The 18,048-nt window shown below is 72.5% G+C and carries 15 protein-coding genes; 12 read left to right on the forward strand and 3 right to left on the reverse strand.

The features are described from left to right. The first annotated feature begins 88 nt into the window (after positions 1 to 88). Positions 89 to 1,348 (forward strand): cysteine--1-D-myo-inosityl 2-amino-2-deoxy-alpha-D-glucopyranoside ligase, encoded by a 1,260-nt coding sequence (gene mshC / locus FZ988_RS12705; protein WP_149204403.1) that lies wholly within the window; start codon positions 89 to 91, stop codon positions 1,346 to 1,348. On the opposite strand, the gene FZ988_RS12710 is transcribed toward mshC, so the two are convergent. Continuing rightward, positions 1,345 to 2,217: a PAC2 family protein gene (locus FZ988_RS12710; RefSeq protein ID WP_149204404.1), complete on the reverse strand. Its 873-nt coding sequence runs from the start codon at positions 2,215 to 2,217 to the stop codon at positions 1,345 to 1,347. The genes mshC and FZ988_RS12710 overlap by 4 nt on opposite strands. A 58-nt stretch (positions 2,218 to 2,275) precedes the next feature. Between FZ988_RS12710 and FZ988_RS12715 the strand changes: the two genes are divergently transcribed. Next, on the forward strand, positions 2,276 to 3,052 hold the full coding sequence (locus FZ988_RS12715; RefSeq protein ID WP_342781232.1) for an HAD family hydrolase: 777 nt from the start codon (positions 2,276 to 2,278) through the stop codon (positions 3,050 to 3,052). Positions 3,053 to 3,059: 7 nt separating this feature from the next. Here the strand turns inward: FZ988_RS12715 and FZ988_RS12720 are convergent, their stop codons facing one another. After that, the gene (locus FZ988_RS12720) at positions 3,060 to 3,968 is read right to left on the reverse strand and encodes a RecB family exonuclease (RefSeq protein ID WP_281287183.1); all 909 of its coding nucleotides are present in this window, start codon (positions 3,966 to 3,968) and stop codon (positions 3,060 to 3,062) included. Between the two features lie 77 nt (positions 3,969 to 4,045). Here FZ988_RS12720 and FZ988_RS12725 point away from each other — a divergent pair, with 77 nt between their 5' ends. The 3 genes from FZ988_RS12725 (at position 4,046) to arc (ending at position 8,172) form a co-directional block, all read left to right on the forward strand. Further along, positions 4,046 to 5,179: a site-2 protease family protein gene (locus tag FZ988_RS12725; protein WP_149204405.1), complete on the forward strand. Its 1,134-nt coding sequence runs from the start codon at positions 4,046 to 4,048 to the stop codon at positions 5,177 to 5,179. 126 nt (positions 5,180 to 5,305) lie between these two features. Then, complete coding sequence (locus tag FZ988_RS12730) at positions 5,306 to 6,346, forward strand: tRNA (adenine-N1)-methyltransferase (RefSeq protein WP_425457984.1); 1,041 nt, start codon at positions 5,306 to 5,308, stop codon at positions 6,344 to 6,346. Between the two features lie 113 nt (positions 6,347 to 6,459). After that, a complete protein-coding gene (gene arc / locus FZ988_RS12735) occupies positions 6,460 to 8,172 on the forward strand; it encodes a proteasome ATPase (RefSeq protein ID WP_149204407.1) in 1,713 nt (570 codons plus the stop codon). A gap of 22 nt (positions 8,173 to 8,194) precedes the next feature. Here arc and FZ988_RS12740 read toward each other — a convergent pair whose 3' ends face one another. Beyond that, positions 8,195 to 8,983, reverse strand: coding sequence for a hypothetical protein (locus FZ988_RS12740; RefSeq protein ID WP_149204408.1), 789 nt, complete (start codon positions 8,981 to 8,983; stop codon positions 8,195 to 8,197). Positions 8,984 to 9,145: 162 nt separating this feature from the next. On the opposite strand from FZ988_RS12740, the gene FZ988_RS12745 reads away from it, so the two are divergent. From FZ988_RS12745 to FZ988_RS12775, 7 genes are all read left to right on the forward strand, one after another. Next, the gene (locus FZ988_RS12745) at positions 9,146 to 9,685 is read left to right on the forward strand and encodes an RNA polymerase sigma factor (RefSeq protein WP_188079093.1); all 540 of its coding nucleotides are present in this window, start codon (positions 9,146 to 9,148) and stop codon (positions 9,683 to 9,685) included. Then, entirely contained in the window at positions 9,682 to 10,500 is an 819-nt protein-coding gene (locus FZ988_RS12750; protein WP_149204410.1) for a hypothetical protein, read from the forward strand. The genes FZ988_RS12745 and FZ988_RS12750 overlap by 4 nt, the downstream gene beginning before the upstream one ends. Before the next feature lie 132 nt (positions 10,501 to 10,632). Next, complete coding sequence (dop, locus tag FZ988_RS12755; protein WP_246169482.1) at positions 10,633 to 12,294, forward strand: depupylase/deamidase Dop; 1,662 nt, start codon at positions 10,633 to 10,635, stop codon at positions 12,292 to 12,294. A gap of 53 nt (positions 12,295 to 12,347) precedes the next feature. Beyond that, a complete protein-coding gene (locus tag FZ988_RS12760) occupies positions 12,348 to 13,550 on the forward strand; it encodes an ROK family transcriptional regulator (RefSeq protein WP_149204411.1) in 1,203 nt (400 codons plus the stop codon). A 240-nt stretch (positions 13,551 to 13,790) separates the two neighbouring features. Further along, a complete protein-coding gene (gene mmsA, locus FZ988_RS12765; protein ID WP_149204412.1) occupies positions 13,791 to 15,368 on the forward strand; it encodes a multiple monosaccharide ABC transporter ATP-binding protein in 1,578 nt (525 codons plus the stop codon). After that, complete coding sequence (mmsB, locus tag FZ988_RS12770; protein ID WP_149204413.1) at positions 15,365 to 16,651, forward strand: multiple monosaccharide ABC transporter permease; 1,287 nt, start codon at positions 15,365 to 15,367, stop codon at positions 16,649 to 16,651. Before mmsA ends, mmsB begins: the two co-directional genes overlap by 4 nt. Before the next feature lie 152 nt (positions 16,652 to 16,803). After that, complete coding sequence (locus tag FZ988_RS12775; RefSeq protein WP_149204414.1) at positions 16,804 to 17,916, forward strand: substrate-binding domain-containing protein; 1,113 nt, start codon at positions 16,804 to 16,806, stop codon at positions 17,914 to 17,916. Positions 17,917 to 18,048 lie beyond the last annotated feature (132 nt).

The following is an 18,048-nucleotide window of genomic DNA, read 5'->3' on the forward strand; positions in this document are numbered from 1 at the left end:
GCCCGTGCGGGTGCGGGTCCGCACGTGCACGGTCGGCGGGTCGCGCGGTCGGCGGGTCGGGCAGCGGGCGCACCGATAGGCTGCGGACGTGCGTACCTGGCCCGCCCCGCATGTCCCCTCGATCCCCGGACGCGGAGGCGAGGTCAAGGTCGTCGACTCGACCAGCGGGTCCCTCGTCGTCGCCGCGCCCGGCCCGGTGGCCACGCTCTACGTGTGCGGCATAACGCCGTACGACGCGACGCACCTCGGCCACGCGGCGACGTACATCGCCTTCGACCTGCTCCATCGGGCGTGGCTCGACGCGGGCCTCGAGGTCCGGTACGCCTCCAACGTGACGGACGTCGACGACCCGCTGCTCGAGCGTGCGACGCGTACGGGCCAGGACTGGGAGCAGCTCGCGGCGGACCAGACCGCCCTGTTCGCCGAGGACATGACGGCTCTCGGCGTGCTCCCGCCGCACACCTACCTCGGGGCAGTCGAGACGATCCCGACGATCGCCACGACGGTCTCGCGCCTGCTCGACGAGGGGCTCGCCTACCGTGTGCCGGTCGAGGCCGGGGCAGGCGGGGACCGACCCGAGCTGGGCGACGTCTACGCGGACGTCTCCGTGGACCCGCACTTCGGGTCCGTCGCGGGTCTCGACCACGACCAGACGGTCGCGCTGTTCGCCGAGCGCGGCGGGGACCCGGACCGCCCGGGCAAGCGCGACCCGCTCGACCCGGCGCTCTGGCGCCGCGAACGCCCCGGTGAGCCCGCGTGGGACGCCGGTCAGCTCGGCACGGGCCGCCCCGGCTGGCACATCGAGTGCACCGTCATCGCGCAGCAGGCCCTCGGCGCATCGTTCGACGTCCAGGGTGGTGGCCGTGACCTGTGCTTCCCGCACCACGAGATGAGCACGGCCCACGCGCGTGCCCTCGGCGGTGAGGGTGCCCGCGTGCACGTGCACACCGGGATGGTCGGTCTGGGCGGCGAGAAGATGAGCAAGTCGCTCGGGAACCTCGTGCTCGTCTCCACCCTGCGCGCCGCCGGTGCCGACCCGATGGCGATCCGGCTCGCGACGCTTGCGCACCACTACCGCGACGACTGGGACTGGGACGACCGGAGCCTGCCGGATGCCGAGGAGCGCCTCGGCCGCTGGCGCGCCGCCGTCTCGGGCAACGGGGGCCCGGATGCCGGCAGCACCGTGGCCGCGATCCGTGAGGCCCTGGCCGCGGACCTGGACGCACCCGCGGCGCTGCGTGCCATGGACACGTGGGCCGATGCGGCGCTGAGCGTCGGCGGCGAGGTCGAGGGTGCGCCCGGTGTCGTCGCGCGGGCCCTCGACGCCCTGCTCGGGATCCGGCTCTAGCCTCCGCCGCTGCCCGAGCCGGGTCCACCGTCGCGGCGGCGCAGGTAGCGCTCGAACTCGCGCGCGATCGCCTCGCCCGAGGCCTCGGGCAGGTCGGCCGTGTCCTTGGCCTCCTCGAGCTGCGCGACGTACTCGGCGATCTCGGTGTCCTCGCCGGCGAGCTCGTCGACCCCGTGCTGCCACGCCTCCGCGTCCTCGGCCAGGTCGCCGAGCGCGATCGGCTCCCCGAGGAGCTCCTCGATGCGGACGAGGAGGGCGAGCGTCGCCTTGGGCGACGGCGGGTGCGCGACGTAGTGGGGTACGGCCCCCCACACGGACAACGAGCGAAGGCCCCGCCGCTGGGCCTCGTGCTGCAGGACCCCGACGATGCCCGTCGGGCCCTCGTAGGTGTTGGCGTCGAGGCCGAGCACGTCCTGGAGCTCGCGGTCGTCCGACGTCGCCGTCACCGGGATGGGTCGCGTGTGCGGCACGTCGGCGAGGAGAGCGCCGAGCGTGATCACCGTCGTCACACCGAGGCGCTCCGCCACGTCGAGCAGCTCGGCGCTGTAGGTGCGCCACCGCATCGACGGCTCGATCCCGTGGACCAGGACGACGGCATCGCGCGAGCGGGGCCGCGCGGCCACGGCCACGGACGTCGTGGGCCAGGAGATCTCGCGGCGGCCGTCGTCGGAGAGGCTGATCGTCGGTCGGTTCACCTGGAAGTCGTGGTACTCCTCGGGGTCCAGCTCGTCGACCTGCTCCGCGCCCCACACCTCGTGCAGGTGGATGAGGGCCTGCGTGGCGGCTCCACCTGCGTCGTTCCAGCCCTCGAACGCCGCGAGCATCACCGGCCCGCGCAGCGGGCTCACCCCGGGGAGTGCATCGGTCATGGGCCCAGCCTAGGCCGTCGACCCGGACCGGCCCGGGTGGCCCACCTAGACTTGGCGGGTGCTCCCCCCTGCCACGCCGCCCGCCCGCACGCCCGCGACCACTCAGGACCCGATGCTCGGCGACGGCACGTCACGCGCCTCGACGAACCTCCCGTGGGCCCTGCCTGCGGCCGTCCTGTGGGACATGGACGGCACGCTCGTGGACACCGAGCCGGCCTGGATGGGGGCCGAGGCGGCCCTGGTCGCGGAGTTCGGCGGACGGTGGACCCAGGAGGACGCGCTGACGATGATCGGCCTCCCGCTGGAGCCGGCGGCGCGCATCCTTCAGACGCACGGCGTGGACCTGCCGGTCGAGGAGATCGGTGAGCGCCTCGTCGACGGCGTCGTGGCGGCCGTGGCACGCGAGCTCGCATGGCAGCCGGGCGCGCTCGACCTGCTGGCCGCGCTGCGTGCCGCGGGCGTGCCGTGCGCGCTCGTGACGATGTCCTACCGGCGGTTCGCGGAAGCCGTGCTCGCGCAGGGCCCCGAGGGCCTGTTCGACGTGGTCGTGACGGGTGACGAGGTGACGCACGGCAAGCCGCACCCTGAGCCGTACCTGCTCGCCGCGGCCGCGCTCGGCGTGGAGGCGCGGCAGTGCGTGGCGATCGAGGACTCGCCGGTGGGAGTTGCCTCGGCGCTGGCGTCCGGCGCACGCACGCTCGGCGTGCAGCACATCGCGCCCGTCGAGAGCCGGCCCGGCCTGAGCCGCGTCGGCTCGCTCGAGGGCATCGGCCTGCGGGAGATCGCCGGGATCGCCGCCGGCGAGGTGATCGACCTGCTCGCCTCCGAGTCCTGAGGCCTGCTCAGAGCGGCCGGACGCCCAGCGCGAGCTCGACGGCGTCGGCGTCGACCGGCGGCGGCGTCCCACCGAAGGCGGGGCACAGCGCCTGGTGCGCGCACCACGAGCACAGCGCCGACTTCCGCGGCTGCCACGCGCCCCGCTCGGCCGCGTCCTTGATGCCTGACCAGATGGCCCGGATCCGGCGCTCGGTGGTCTCGAGCTCGCCCGCGTCCGGGACGTGCCGCAGGAGCGTGCCGTCGCCGAGGTACACGAGCTGGAGCATCGCGGGCACGCGCCCACGCAAGCGTGAGAGGACCAGTGCGTAGAAGCGCATCTGGAAGAGCGCGCCGCTCTCGAACCCCTCGCGCGGCGACTTGCCTGTCTTGTAGTCGACGACGCGGATGGCCCCGTCGGGCGCGACGTCGATGCGGTCGACGATGCCGCGCAGCTCGAGGCCGTCCTCGAGGTCGGTCGACACGGCGAGCTCACGGCTCGCGGGCTCGAGGCGGTTGGGGTCCTCGAGCGTGAAGTAGCGCTCGAGCAGGGCGCCCGCGTCCGCGAACCACGACGACGTGTCGGTCGGCTCCGGCAGCACCTGCGCGCAGTCCGGCTGCTCCTCGACCATGCGCGCCCACGCCGGTGCGAGGAGCGCCTGGGCGGCCGCGAGCGTGCGGCTCCCGGCCGGGGCGTCGAACAGCCGCTCGAGGACGGCGTGCACGAGCGTCCCGCGGACGGCCGCCGGGCTGGGCGGCTCCGTGAGCCGGTCCACGACCCGGAAGCGGAAGAGCAGCGGGCACTGGAGGAAGTCGTTCGCCCGCGAGGGGGAGAGGCCGGGCCGTCGGCGACGAGGTGCGTCCTCGTCGCCGACGGCCGCCGGCCCCTCGGCGGTCGCGTCCGCGGGGAGGGTCGGGACCAGCGGTTCGATGAGCACGGCGCAAGGGTACGTCCGCCCGCCGACACGTCAGGTGCCCGACCGCTGCGACCGGTGGACGACCGTAGGGTGAGGCGGTGCAGAGGACGGCGGAGGCGAACGGGCAGACCCGGGGATGGGTCGTCGGCCGTGTCGCCGGCGCACCCGTCGTCGTCTCGCGCTCCTGGCTCCTGGCCGCCGTCGTCCTGACCTTCATGATCGAGCCGGTGATGCGGCGCTACGTGCCGGACGCCGGCGTCCAGACGTACGTGCTCGCGCTCCTCGACGTGCTGCTGCTGTTCGGCTCCGTCTTCTTGCACGAGGTCGCCCACGCCCTCGTCGCCCGGCGCCGCGGCATGGAGGTGCACGAGCTCGCGGTGACGCTGCTGGGCGGCCACACCCGCATGGGCGGCTCGGGGGCGACGCCCGCCACGAGCGCCCTCGTCGCAGTAGCCGGTCCCACGGTCAACGTCGTGCTCGCCGTCCTCACGTGGCTCCTGTGGCAGCAGCTGCCCCCGGGCGGCATCGCGGCGGCGCTCGTCGGCTCGCTCGCGCTGGCCAACGGGTTCGTCGGGGTGCTCAACCTGGTCCCCGGGCTGCCGCTCGACGGCGGCTACGTGCTGGAGGCCCTCGTCTGGCGCCGCACCGGCCGGCGGTCACGGGGGACCGTGGTCGCGGGCTGGTCGGGCCGGGTCGTCGCGGTCGCGTTCGTCGCGTGGCTCGTGCTCCTGCCCGCCGTCCGCGGTGCGCGACCGGACCTGCCCGCCGTGGTCTGGGCGGTCGTGATCGGCGGCTTCCTGTGGAGCGGGGCGACGCAGGCCATCCGCGGAGCCGCCCTGGGGCGCACGGTCGACGCCCTGCGCCTCACCTCCCTCATGCGCCCGGCGATCGCCCTCCTCCCGAGCGACACGCTCGCCGACCTCGACTCGTTCGACGACCCGACGCTCGAGGTCGTCCTGCTCGACGTCGAGGGCGAGCCCGCCGGCTACGTCGACCTGGGCGCCGCAGCGAGCGTGCCCGGCGAGCACCGCGACCGGACCCCGTTGGCAGCGGTGAGCGTCCCGCTGCCGCCCGAGGCCCGGGTCCGCGGCTCGCTCGCGGGTGGCGACGCCGTGCGGGCCGTCGCCCTGGCATCCGCCCGCACGCCCGTGATGACGGTGCTCGCCGACGACGGCCAGGTCGTCGGCCTGCTGCGGGCGCAGGACGTCATCGACGCGCTGCGCACCGGCTGACACGACGCCGGGGCCACGCCGCGGCCCGGACGGGGATCGGCGGGCACGCCCCTAGACTCGACCGTCGTGACCAGTGCCCCGCCCACGCCGTCCGACGCAGGCCCGCCCGACCCCGCCTCGGCAGAGGTGGCCCCCGGCGCCTCGGGCACGCCCGCGCCGCCTACGGGTGCTGCGGTGCGGCGCGGCCCCTTGCGCGCGGGCGACCGGGTCCAGCTCACGGACCCGCGCGGCCGGCTCCACACGATCACCCTCGCGCCGGGCGCGACATTTCACACGCACAAGGGCTACTTCCGGCACGACGAGCTGATCGGTGCGTCCGAGGCGTCGCTGGTGACGAGCACCGGGGGCGTGGAGTACCTCGCCGTCCGACCGCTCCTGTCGGACTACGTGATGTCGATGCCGCGTGGCGCCGCGGTCGTGTACCCCAAGGACGCCGGGCAGATCGTCGCGATGGCCGACATCTACCCGGGTGCGCGCGTCGTCGAGGCGGGCGTGGGCTCGGGCGCGCTGACGATGTCCCTCCTGCGCGCGGTCGGCGACGGCGGCGCGCTCCACTCGATCGAGCGACGCGAGGACTTCGCGGCGATCGCGCGCGCCAACGTCGAGGGCTTCTTCGGCGGGCCGCACCCGGCGTGGACGCTCAGCGTCGGCGACCTGAGCGACGTGCTGCCCACGGTCGCCGAGCCGGGCACCGTGGACCGTGTGGTGCTCGACATGCTCGCGCCCTGGGAGAACATCGACGCCGTCGCGACGGCGCTCGCTCCCGGCGGGGTCCTCGTCGCGTACGTCGCGACCACGACACAGCTCTCGCGTCTCGCAGAGGACCTGCGCGACGACGGCCGGTTCACCGAGCCCCAGGCGTGGGAGTCCATGGTGCGCGGCTGGCACCTCGAGGGCCTCGCGGTCCGGCCGGAGCACCGCATGGTGGGGCACACGGGCTTCCTCCTGACGGTTCGGCGCATGGCCGACGGCGTGGACGCGCCCGTGCGTCGCCGTCGGCCGTCCAAGGGCTACTCGCCCGACGGCGACCAGTGGACCCCGGAGGAGCTCGGCGAGCGCACGATCTCGGACAAGAAGGTCCGGCGCGTGCGCCGGGACCTCGGCGCGGCGCCCGTCCCGCAGGACGGGCCGACGGACGCGCCGACCGACGCGCCGACCGACGCCTGACCGGCCTCCGGGGGGCGCCGGGGGATCGCCCCTCGGACTCGTGTGCGCGTCCGCCGTGCGGGCGCATAGGGTCATGAGTAGCCCAGCACGTTGCTCGACCCTGGGGAGGCGCCATGAGCCAGACACCGGATCACGAGACGCCGGCCTTCGCCGGCCCGGGCGCAGGCGGTGCCGGGACCCCCGAGCCGTGGCGGCACGCCGAGGCCCCGCGCGGGACGGCACGCGACGTGGCACGGGAGGCGGCAGCGCTCGCGGCCAAGAACGAGCGGCTCGCGGAGGCGCTGCGGCAGGCCCGCGACCGCATCGTCGAGATGCAGCAGCAGCTCGAGGACCTGAGCAAGCCGCCAGCCACGTTCGCGACGTTCCTCGCGGCGCGCGAGGACGGCTCGGTCGAGATCGTGTCCGCAGGTCGCAAGATGCACGTGCACGCGTCGCCCTCGGTCGACGTCGCCGCGCTGCGCCCCGGTCAGGAGGTCAAGCTCAACGAGGCGCTGGCCGTCGTGGAGGCGGGCGAGTACGAGGCGGTGGGCGAGATCGTCACCGTCAAGGAGCTGCTCGACGAGGAGCGTGCCCTCGTGGTCGGGCGCGCGGACGAGGAGCGGGTGGTCAGGCTCGCCGGGCCGCTGCTCGCCGGAGCGGTCCGCGTCGGGGACGCGCTGACCGTCGAGACGCGCAGCGGGTTCGTCTTCGAGCGCATCCCGCGCTCCGAGGTCGAGGAGCTCGTCCTCGAAGAGGTCCCTGACATCGACTACGCCGACATCGGCGGTCTGAGCTCGCAGATCGAGCAGATCCGCGACGCCGTCGAGCTGCCCTTCCTGCACCCCGAGCTGTTCCGTGAGCACGGCCTGCGTCCGCCCAAGGGCGTGCTGCTCTACGGCCCGCCCGGGTGCGGCAAGACGCTCATCGCCAAGGCCGTGGCCCGCTCGCTGGCCGAGACACGCGGACGTGCGCCGGACGGCGTGGCCGCCAAGAGCTACTTCCTCAACGTCAAGGGCCCCGAGCTCCTCAACAAGTACGTGGGGGAGACCGAGCGCCACATCCGCCTCATCTTCGCGCGGGCACGCGAGAAGGCGTCGCAGGGCAACCCGGTCGTCGTGTTCTTCGACGAGATGGAGTCGCTGTTCCGCACGCGTGGCACGGGCATCTCGAGCGACGTCGAGACGACGATCGTGCCCCAGCTCCTCAGCGAGATCGACGGCGTCGAGCGGCTCGACAACGTGATCGTCATCGGGGCGTCCAACCGTGAGGACATGATCGACCCGGCGATCCTGCGCCCGGGGCGGCTCGACGTGAAGATCAAGATCGAGCGTCCCGACGCCGAGGCCGCGCGCGAGATCTTCGCGAAGTACCTCACACCTGACCTGCCGCTCAACGACGAGGACCTCGCCGAGCACGGGTCGGACGCGACGGCGACCGTCGAGGCGATGATCCAGAGCGTCGTCGAGCGCATGTACGCCGAGTCGGCGGACAACGAGTTCCTCGAGGTCACCTACGCGTCCGGTGACAAGGAGATCCTGTTCTTCAAGGACTTCAGCTCCGGCGCGATGATCCAGAACATCGTCGACCGCGCCAAGAAGTCCGCGATCAAGGAGCTCCTCGCCACGGGCCGGCGCGGCATCCGCGTCGAGCACCTGCTCACGGCGTGCGTGGAGGAGTTCAAGGAGAACGAGGACCTGCCCAACACGACGAACCCCGACGACTGGGCGCGGATCTCCGGCAAGAAGGGCGAGCGCATCGTCTTCATCCGCACCATCGTCCAGGGCAAGGGCGGGCGGGAGAGCGGACGGACGATCGAGACCCTCACGCCGACGGGTCAGTACCTCTGACGGAGCGGTCGCTTGGCGCGGCTCACAGCACGCCGCAGGTCTGCCCCCAGTCGGTGTGCCCGCCCGCGACGGCGCGCCAGATGTGCGCCGAGTAGGCGCCGGAGGTGGCCTGGGTCTTCGACGTGGACCGTGTCTGCCCGGCGTTCCACGTGCTGGCGGCGCCCGTGTGCCACGTGGTGCCCGTGGGGCAGCCGTCGGCAGCCGCCGAGATCTGGTAGATGCGCAGGAAGCCGCTGACCGACCCGGTGCCCCGGTAGGCCCAGGAGGCGTAGATGCGACCGCCCGAGCTCGAGATGCAGAGGGTCCCCGGCCCGTGGGTCTGCGTGTTGCACTGCGCGCCGCTCGGGACGGCCATGAGGCCGACGCCGCGCCGTGTCCCCGGCTCGAGCCCCGTCCCGTTCGTGGCTGCGGCGGAGGTTGTCGTGGCGGGTGATGGTGCCGGGCAGTCCTCGAGGAGGTCCGCGCGGACCGTCACGAGGTCCGCCGGTGCCCCCATCGCCGTGTTGTAGCCCGGGTCGACCTCGTCGACGAGGGCGACCTCGACGAGCGTGCAGCCGCGCGCGAGCGAGTCCGCGGCCCAGTCGTGCTCCTCGGCTGCCGCCTTGTCGGCCGCGGCCCACGCCGACCACTGCGCGTCAGGTGCGCCCGGGTCCGGCACGCCGGGGAGGTTCTGGGCGGCGACGTCCGCCGGGACCTGGCTCGCGGGGGCGCCGGTCGCCGCGGCCGCGGGGCCTTGCCCGACCAGGGCCAGCAGCCCGAGCGCGCAAGCCAGCACGGCCGCCGGGGCCCGCCGCGGTGATCTGAGACCCATGGGTGATGCCCCCTCGTCGCGTGGCCCCGGTCGTCGACGGCCAGTGCCACCGTAGGTGGGGCCACCAGCGCGCACAACCGTCTGCAGAACTCGTTCCCACGAGGATGTAGCAAACGCAGGTGTGCCGGCCATGTAGGGGTAGGGCCAAGGAGAGGCGGTCGTGTGGCCGAAGGGTCGGCGGAGGATCGATTCACGCGTCTGTGGGTCGATCACCGAGGCGACGTCACACGGTTCGTGCAGCGGCGGGTGCCCGACGACATGGTGGACGACGTCGTCTCGGAGACGTTCACGGTGGCCTGGCGGCGCCTGGACGAGATGCCGGGGGAGGAGCGGGCGTGGCTCTTCGGGGTTGCGCGCAACGTCATGGCGACCCACACCCGGACGCACGGCCGCTGGCGTGCACTGGCGGTGCGCGCGGCGATCGAGCCTCCGGAGACGGGCCTGTCGGCCGAGGCGGCGGCTGTCGACCGCGTCGAGCTCGCGCGGGCATGGATGTCGCTGACCGACGGCGAGCGCGAGGTCATGGCGCTCGTGGCCTGGGAGGGGCTGACGACGCAGGAGGCCGCGCAGGTCCTCGGCTGCCGACCCTCGACCTTCTCGGTCCGCCTGGTCCGTGCCCGCCGGCATCTCGTCGACGCCCTCGAACGCGGCAGCGTGCGTGCCGGTTCACGGCCTCCCCGGTACACGAGGAGCTGGCCATGACCGAGCTCCGTTCTCCCGTGCTGACCGCGCTCGCCGGGCTCGACCCCGCGGCCGGACGCCCCCTCGTGGTGGGCCGACCCGACGACGCCGAGCTCCTGGCGATCCTGGCGACACCGCGCCCCGAGCCCGTGCCGGCCGAGCGTCGCGTGCCACGCCCGGTCCTGGCCGGTGCCGCCGCGGCGGCCCTGGTCGCCACCGGTGTCCTCGTCGGGACCCTCGTGTGGGAGCCCACCACCGCCTACGCCTCGTGGACCGCCGAGCCTGCCGTCGTGTCCGACGTGCAGGACGCGCTGCGGGCGGATGCCTGCCCCGCGGTCGCCCAGGCGATCGTCGGTGGAGCCACCCCCGAGGTCGTCGACGTGCCCCTCGAGACGGTCCTCGTCGACGTGCGCGGGCAGTACGCGTACGTGCTCCACGCGGCGGAGTCCGCCGTGGCGGAGTGCTTCGTGACGCAGGAGCCGGGCGGGACGCAGTGGGAGGCCGTCGGCAACGACCTCGTGCTCGGCGAGGGGGAGACGCTCGCCGAACCCGCGGCCGACGGCCTCACGGTCCTCGGCAACGGGACGTCCCGCTGGGCGGAGGGCGTCATGGGTGAGGGCGCCGTCACGTCGGCCTACGGCCGCGTGGGAGCAGACGTCGAGTCCGTCGTCGTCACCACGACAGGTGGTGACGAGGCGACGGCCTCGGTGGAGAACGGGTGGTGGGCCGTGTGGGCTCCGGGCGGCGACGCCCTGGAGGACACCGCACGGCTGACCCTCGACGACGGCCGGGTCCTCGAGGTGTCCGTCAGCGCGCAGGGGGCGGGGACGGGCTAGGGCTCGGGCCCGGAGGGTCGTCCGCGCGCAGGGGGTGCGGACGGCCACCCGGGCCCTCGGCCTTCACGGTGGAGGCGGTCCGGTCGCCCTGCGTCCGGACCGCCTCCGGTCGCGCGCCACTAGCCTGGGAGCGTGACCGTGCGCCGCGTGATGGGGATCGAGACCGAGTACGGCGTCGTCCAGCCGGGCCGGCCGCAGGCCAACCCGATGCTGCTCTCGAGCCACGTCGTGGCCGCGTACGCAGCGCTCGGCCAGACCGGCGCCCGCGGCTCCCGGGCGCGGTGGGACTACGCCGACGAGGACCCGCTGGCCGACGCACGGGGCTTCCGCCTCCAGCGGGCCTCGGCGCACCCCTCGCTCCTGACCGACGACCCGGAGCACCCGGCCCCGGCGGGTCCGTCCGCTGGTCAGGGCGCGGCCGACGCGGTGCCCGACCGCCCTGCTGGGGGGCGGCTCGACCTCGCCGCGGTCGACCGACCCGCGGTCGAGGAGTACGAGGACCCGGGGGCGGCCACGACGATCCTGACGAACGGTGCTCGCCTGTACGTCGACCACGCCCACCCGGAGTACTCCTCGCCCGAGGTCACGAACCCGCGTGACGCCGTGCTGTGGGACAAGGCGGGTGAGGCCGTGATGCTGCGGGCCGCGCGGCTGCTCGCGGCGAACCCGGCGATGCCCGACGTCGTGCTCTACAAGAACAACGTCGACGGCAAGGGCGCCTCGTACGGGACGCACGAGAACTACCTGGTGGACCGCGCCGTACCCTTCCGCGAGCTCGTCGACCTCCTCACGCCGTTCCTGGTCACCCGGCAGGTGTTCGCGGGTGCGGGGCGCGTGGGCCTCGGGCAGGCGGGTCAGGGCGCGGGGTTCCAGCTCTCGCAGCGCGCGGACTACATCGAGGCCGAGGTGGGCCTCGAGACGACTCTGCGCCGGCCGATCGTCAACACGCGCGACGAGCCGCACGCGGACCGTGACCGGTGGCGGCGCCTGCACCTGATCCTCGGGGACGCGACGCTGCTCGAGGTCGCGACGTACCTGCGGCTCGGCACGACGTCGCTCGTGCTGTGGCTCGTCGAGCACGCCGCAGAGCACCCGGCCGAGGTCGCGCGGGTACGGGCGCTCGCGCTCGCCGAGCCGGTCGACGCGGTGCGTGCCGTCAGCCGCGACCTCACGCTGAACGCGCGGGTCGAGCTCGCGGACGGTCGGCGCCTGACGGCGATCGAGGTGCAGGAGGAGTACCTCGCGGCCGTGCTGTCCGCGGTCGGTGGCCGGGGGACGGTGGACGCCGCCACGGGCGAGGTGCTCGACCGGTGGGCGGGCGTCCTGGGCCGGCTGCGCACGGACCCGATGACGTGCGCGCGAGAGGTCGAGTGGGTCGCCAAGCTGCGCCTGCTGGAGGGCATGCGGCGACGGGACCACCTCGACTGGGACAACCCGCGGCTGGCCGCGATGGACATCCAGTGGTCGGACGTGCGGCCCGAGCGGGGTCTGTACCACCGCCTGGTCGCGGCGGGCGCCGTCGAGCGCCTCGTCACCGACGACGAGGTCGAGGCCGCCGTCACGACGCCGCCGGCGGACACCCGCGCGTACTTCCGTGGCAGCGTCGTCGCGCGCTTCCCCGGCGAGGTGCGGGCGGCCTCGTGGGACTCCGTGGTGCTCGACGTCGCCTCGCTGCCCTCGCTGCGGCGCATCCCCCTGCGCGACCCGTGGCGCGGCACGCAGGCCCACGTGGGGGCGCTCCTGGAGGAGTGCGCGGACGCGGCCGCGCTCGTGCAGCGGCTCTCGGAAGGCTGAGAGATGCGTTCGAGTCTTGACCGCATCACCGCGCGTGAGGCACTGTGACCGCCATGGCGGTGAACGCGGAGCGCGGGGGAGGTGGCACGCGTCCCGGATCTCAGACGGCCCTGCGGAGCCGCAACGTGCTGCTCGTCGTCGACGCGCTGATCGCGGACGGCGCCGCGACCCAGGCGGAGCTCTCGCGCTCGACCGGCCTGTCCCGTGCGACGGTGTCGAACATCGTGCGCACCATGGTGGACGCGGGGCTGGCGACGGTCTCGCCGACGACGAGCTCGGGTCGCCGTGCCCACCTGGTCACGCTCGAGGGGCGCGGCGCCGTCGCCGTCGGCATCGACTTCGGCAGACGTCACGCGCGCGTCGTGCTCATCTCCCTGGGCCACGAGGTCCTCGGCGAGCGGGAGATCCCGCTGCCGGCGGGGCACCGTGCGCAGGAGGGCATCGCCGCAGGCGCGGCCCTCCTGGACGAGCTCCTCGACGAGTACGCGGTCGACCGGACCGCGGTCCTGGGCGTCGGCGTCGGCATCCCTGGCCCGATCGACCGTCGCACCGGGACCGTCGTCGAGGGGGCGATCCTGCCGGAGTGGGTCGGCCTCAACCTGCGTGACGCCCTCGAGGAACGGATCGGGTTCCCCGTCCACCTGGACAACGACGCCAACCTGGGCGCGTTGGCCCAGGTCACCTGGGGTCCTCAACCCGCGCCGTCGACGGTCGTGTTCCTCAAGATCGGCACGGGCATCGGCTGCGGGCTCATCGTGGCAGGTGCGCCGTTCTACGGCCATGTGGGCACCGCCGGGGAGATCGGTCACTCGCCGATCGGGGACTCGGGGCCCCTGTGCCGGTGCGGGAACCGGGGCTGCCTCGAGCTGGCCGCATCGACGTCGATGATGACCGAGGTGCTGAGCCGTGCCCAGGGCGAGCCGGTGACGACCGCGGACGTCGTGCGCAACGCGCTGCGTGGCGACACGGCGACGCTGCGCGTGCTCGAGGACGCCGGCCTCGCCGCCGGCCGTGCGCTCGCCGGGGTCGTGAACCTGATCAACCCCGAGGTGGTCGTCGTCGGCGGTCCCCTCGCGGAGCTCGGGGAGATCCTGCTCGACCCCGTCCGCCGCGGGATCTCGCGCTACGCGATGCCGCTGGCGTCCGAGACGACGACGGTCGTGATGTCCTCGCTCGGCGCGCGTGCGGAGGCGCTCGGTGCTGCGGCCCTCGTGCTGCGTCAGCCCGGTCTCCCGCTGGCCCTGCACGCCTCCTGATCCAGGCTAGCCGCGCGATCACCGCGTGCTCGGTGACTGCGCCGAGCGTCGCTTCCGGACGGGATCCGTCCGTCGGCCTGTGAACGCACGATGGCCGCGCTCCCACGGCTTGTGTTCAAGAGTCGTTACCAAAGCGTTGTCTTCATTAGTTGACGACAACGCCTCCGGACGCTTGACTCGGGTGCGGGCAAGGTAGCCCGCCGACAGCGAAGTCACCGGAGGAACGCATGCAGCAGGTCCATGACCTGGACCCCGAGCGGGGTGCTCGTGTCGACTGAACCGACCATCCTCGAGATGCGCTCGATCACCAAGGAGTTCCCGGGCGTCAAGGCCCTCTCGGACGTCAACCTGACCGTGAAGGCCGGCGAGATCCACGCGATCTGCGGTGAGAACGGTGCAGGCAAGTCGACCCTCATGAAGGTCCTGTCCGGGGTCTACCCGTACGGGACCTACGCGGGCGACATCGTCTACCAGGGCGAGGTCTGCCGCTTCAAGGACATCGCGGCGAGCGAGCACGCGGGCATCGTGATCATCCACCAGGAGCTCGCGCTCATCCCGACCCTCTCCATCACCGAGAACATCTTCCTCGGCAACGAGCCCGCCCGCCGGGGCGTGATCGACTGGCAGGAGGCCAAGCTCCGCGCGGTCGAGCTGCTCGCACGCGTGGGCCTCGACGAGAACCCCGACACGCTGATCAAGAACATCGGCGTCGGCAAGCAGCAGCTCGTCGAGATCGCGAAAGCGATGAGCAAGCAGGTCAAGCTCCTCATCCTCGACGAGCCCACCGCGGCGCTGAACCAGTCGGACTCGCGCCACCTGCTCGACCTGATCCAGGGCCTCAAGGGTCGCGGGATCACGTCGATCATGATCTCCCACAAGCTCGACGAGCTCGAGGCGATCGCGGACAGCATCACGATCCTGCGCGACGGTCGCACGATCGAGACGCTCGACGTGGTGGGCGACGGCGTCGACGAGGACCGGATCATCCGCGGCATGGTCGGCCGGTCGCTCGAGAGCCGGTTCCCCGAGCACACGCCGAACATCGGCGAGGTCTTCTTCGAGGTGCGCGACTGGACCGTGCAGCACCCCATGGTCGCCGAGCGCCTCGTGTGCAAGGACTCCGCCTTCACCGTCCGGCGCGGCGAGATCGTCGGGTTCGCCGGGCTCATGGGCGCGGGTCGCACCGAGCTCGCGATGAGCCTCTTCGGGCGCTCCTACGGGACGTACGTCAGCGGCCAGATCATCAAGGACGGCGTCGAGATCCGGGTCCCCGACGTGGCGAGCGCCATCCGGCACGGCATGGCCTACGTCAGCGAGGACCGCAAGGTGCTCGGGCTCAACCTGCTCGACGACATCAAGCGCTCGACCGTCTCGGCGAAGCTCACCAAGATCTCCCGCGGGCAGGTCGTCGACAAGGCCGAGGAGCACGCGGTCGCGGAGCAGTACCGCACGAGCCTGCGGATCAAGACGCCGAGCGTCGACGAGGGCGTCTCGAAGCTCTCGGGCGGCAACCAGCAGAAGGTCGTCCTGGCCAAGTGGATGTTCACGGACCCGGACCTGCTGATCCTCGACGAGCCGACGCGCGGCATCGACGTGGGGGCCAAGTTCGAGATCTACGGCGTGATCCAGCAGCTCGCCAACCAGGGCAAGGGCGTCGTCGTCATCTCCTCGGAGCTGCCCGAGCTGCTCGGCCTGTGCGACCGGATCTACACGATCTTCGAAGGCTCCATCACCAACGAGCTCGCGGCTCGCGACGCCGACCCCGAGTCCCTCATGCGTTCCATGACCTCCTCGACGAAGAAGAAGACGAGCCGATGACAACTCGCATCTCAGACCTCAAGAAGATGTTCGGCGGCGGCGCCTCCACGGGCCGCCAGTTCGGGATGATCTTCACGCTGGTCGGCATCATCCTGCTGTTCCAGGTCCTCACGGACGGCCTGACGCTCGACCCGATCAACCTGATCGCGCTCGTCAGCCAGTACTCCTACATCCTCATCCTGGCCATCGGCATGCTCATGGTCATCATCCTCGGCAACATCGACCTGTCGGTGGGGTCGGTGGCCGCCGTCGCCGGCATCGTCGTCGCCAAGGCGATGGCCACCTTCGACCTGTCCTGGCCGCTCGCGATCGTCCTCGGCCTCCTCCTGGGTGCCGCGATCGGGGCCTGGCAGGGCTTCTGGGTCGCGTACGTCGGGGTGCCGGCGTTCATCGTGACGCTCGGCGGCCTGCTCCTGTTCCGGGGCATGAACCAGTTCATCGGCAACGCGCAGACCATCCCCGTGCCCGCCGAGTTCCGGGTCATCGGCTCGGGCTACCTGCCGGAGATCGGGCCCGACACGGGCTACAACAACCTCACCCTGCTGCTGGGGCTGCTCGTCGCGATCGCCCTCGCGTTCCGCGAGGTGCGCATGCGCAGGACGCAGCGTGCGATGGGCTCGGACATGGCCCCCACCTGGGTCAGCGCCGTCAAGGTCACGCTCCTCATCGCGGTGGTCGTGTACGCGTCGATGCTCTTCGCGGGCGGCCGGGTGGGGACCAGCTTCCCCGTCTCGGGCATCATCCTGCTCGTCCTGGTCGTCGTGTACTCGTTCCTCACGAACAACACGATCTTCGGCCGGCACGTGTACGCGGTCGGTGGCAACGCGCTCGCGGCACGCCTCTCGGGCGTGAAGAACAAGCACGTGCACTTCCTCGTGATGATGAACATGTCGATCCTCGCGTCGCTCGCGGGCATGATCTTCGTCGCACGGTCCGCCGCCTCCGGTCCGCAGGACGGGCTCAACTGGGAGCTCGACGCGATCGCGGCGTGCTTCATCGGCGGCGCGGCCGTCGCGGGCGGTGTCGGGACGGTGACGGGCGCCATGGTCGGCGGCCTCGTCATGGCCGTCCTCAACAACGGCCTGCAGCTCATGGGCGTGGGCGCCGACAAGGTCCAGATGATCAAGGGGCTCGTGCTCCTGCTCGCGGTGGCCGTCGACGTCTACAACAAGTCGCAGGGCCGCCCCTCGCTCACGGGCATGCTCACCCGTCGGTTCCAGCGGGTCCCCGAGGTCGAGCCGACCCCGGTCCCGGCAGCAGAGACGTCCCGTCCCACCTCGTGACGGGCTGCCGACCGGTCAGCACCCGGTCGGCGCGCACCACTGGTTCCACCGCACCCGCTCCACCAGACCCCCCGGTCGGCACGGTGCTGCCCGGGGACAGGCACCACCCAACATTCCGGGTCGTCGATGATCCGGAAGGAAAGTGAAGGACCATGCGCAAGTTCGCCAGAGCGTCGGTCGCCGTAGCGGCGGTCGCGATGCTCACCCTGACCGCGTGCTCCAGCCGTGACGACGCCGAGACCCCCGCGGGTGACGACGACACCGCTGCAACGACCGGCTTCGACGCCGGATCCGTGATCGGCGTCGCCCTCCCGTCGAAGACCTCGGAGAACTGGGTCCTCGCAGGTGACCTGTTCACCAACGGCCTCGAGGAGGCGGGCTTCGAGGGCGACGTGCAGTACGCCAACGCGAGCAGCCCCGTCGCTGACCAGCAGGGCCAGATCCAGTCCATGATCACCAAGGGTGCGAAGGTCATCATCATCGGCGCGGCCGACGGTGGCCAGCTGAGCACCCAGGTCGAGGCGGCCAAGGAGGCCGGCGCGGTCGTCATCGCGTACGACCGTCTGATCCTCAACACCGAGGCCGTCGACTACTACGTCGCGTACGACAACTTCAACGTCGGCGAGCTCCAGGGCCAGGCGCTCCTGGACGGCATGGCCGCGCGCGGCGAGGGCCCGTACACGATCGAGCTCTTCTCGGGCTCGTCCGACGACGCGAACTCCGCCGTCTTCTTCGACGGCGCGATGAGCGTGCTCCAGCCGGCCATCGACGCGGGCGACGTCGTCGTCGGCTCGGGCCAGACGGACATCAAGCAGACGGCGACCGCCGGCTGGAAGGCCGAGAACGCGCAGAGCCGCATGGACTCGCTCATCACGAGCACGTACAGCGGTGACACCGAGCTCGACGGCGTGCTGTCGCCGAACGACACCCTGGCGCGGGCGATCATCACGTCCATCCAGGGCGCCGGCAAGACCGTCCCGGTCGTCACCGGCCAGGACTCCGAGGTCGAGTCCGTCAAGTCCATCATGGAGGGTCTGCAGTACTCGACCATCAACAAGGACACCCGCAACCTGGTCGCCGCGGCCGTCCAGATGGTCACGGACCTGAGCGAGGGCAAGGACATCGAGGTCAACGACACCGAGTCGTACGACAACGGAGTCAAGGTCGTCCCGGCCTACCTGCTGCCCCCGCAGATCGTCACCAAGGAGAACGCGGCCGAGTCCTACAAGGACGACCCCACGCTCTTCCCGCTGACGCAGGAGTGACCGGGGAGGGCCTCGCCCTCACCGCATGACACCGACGGACGGATCCGTCAGCAGGGCCCGATCGCGCACGTGCGGTCGGGCCCTGCTGCTGCGGGCCCGCGGCGACCACGGCGCGGACGACCTGACCTGTGT

Source organism: Actinotalea subterranea (genome assembly GCF_008364845.1).
In the GTDB taxonomy this organism is placed as follows: Bacteria; Actinomycetota; Actinomycetes; order Actinomycetales; family Cellulomonadaceae; genus Actinotalea; species Actinotalea subterranea.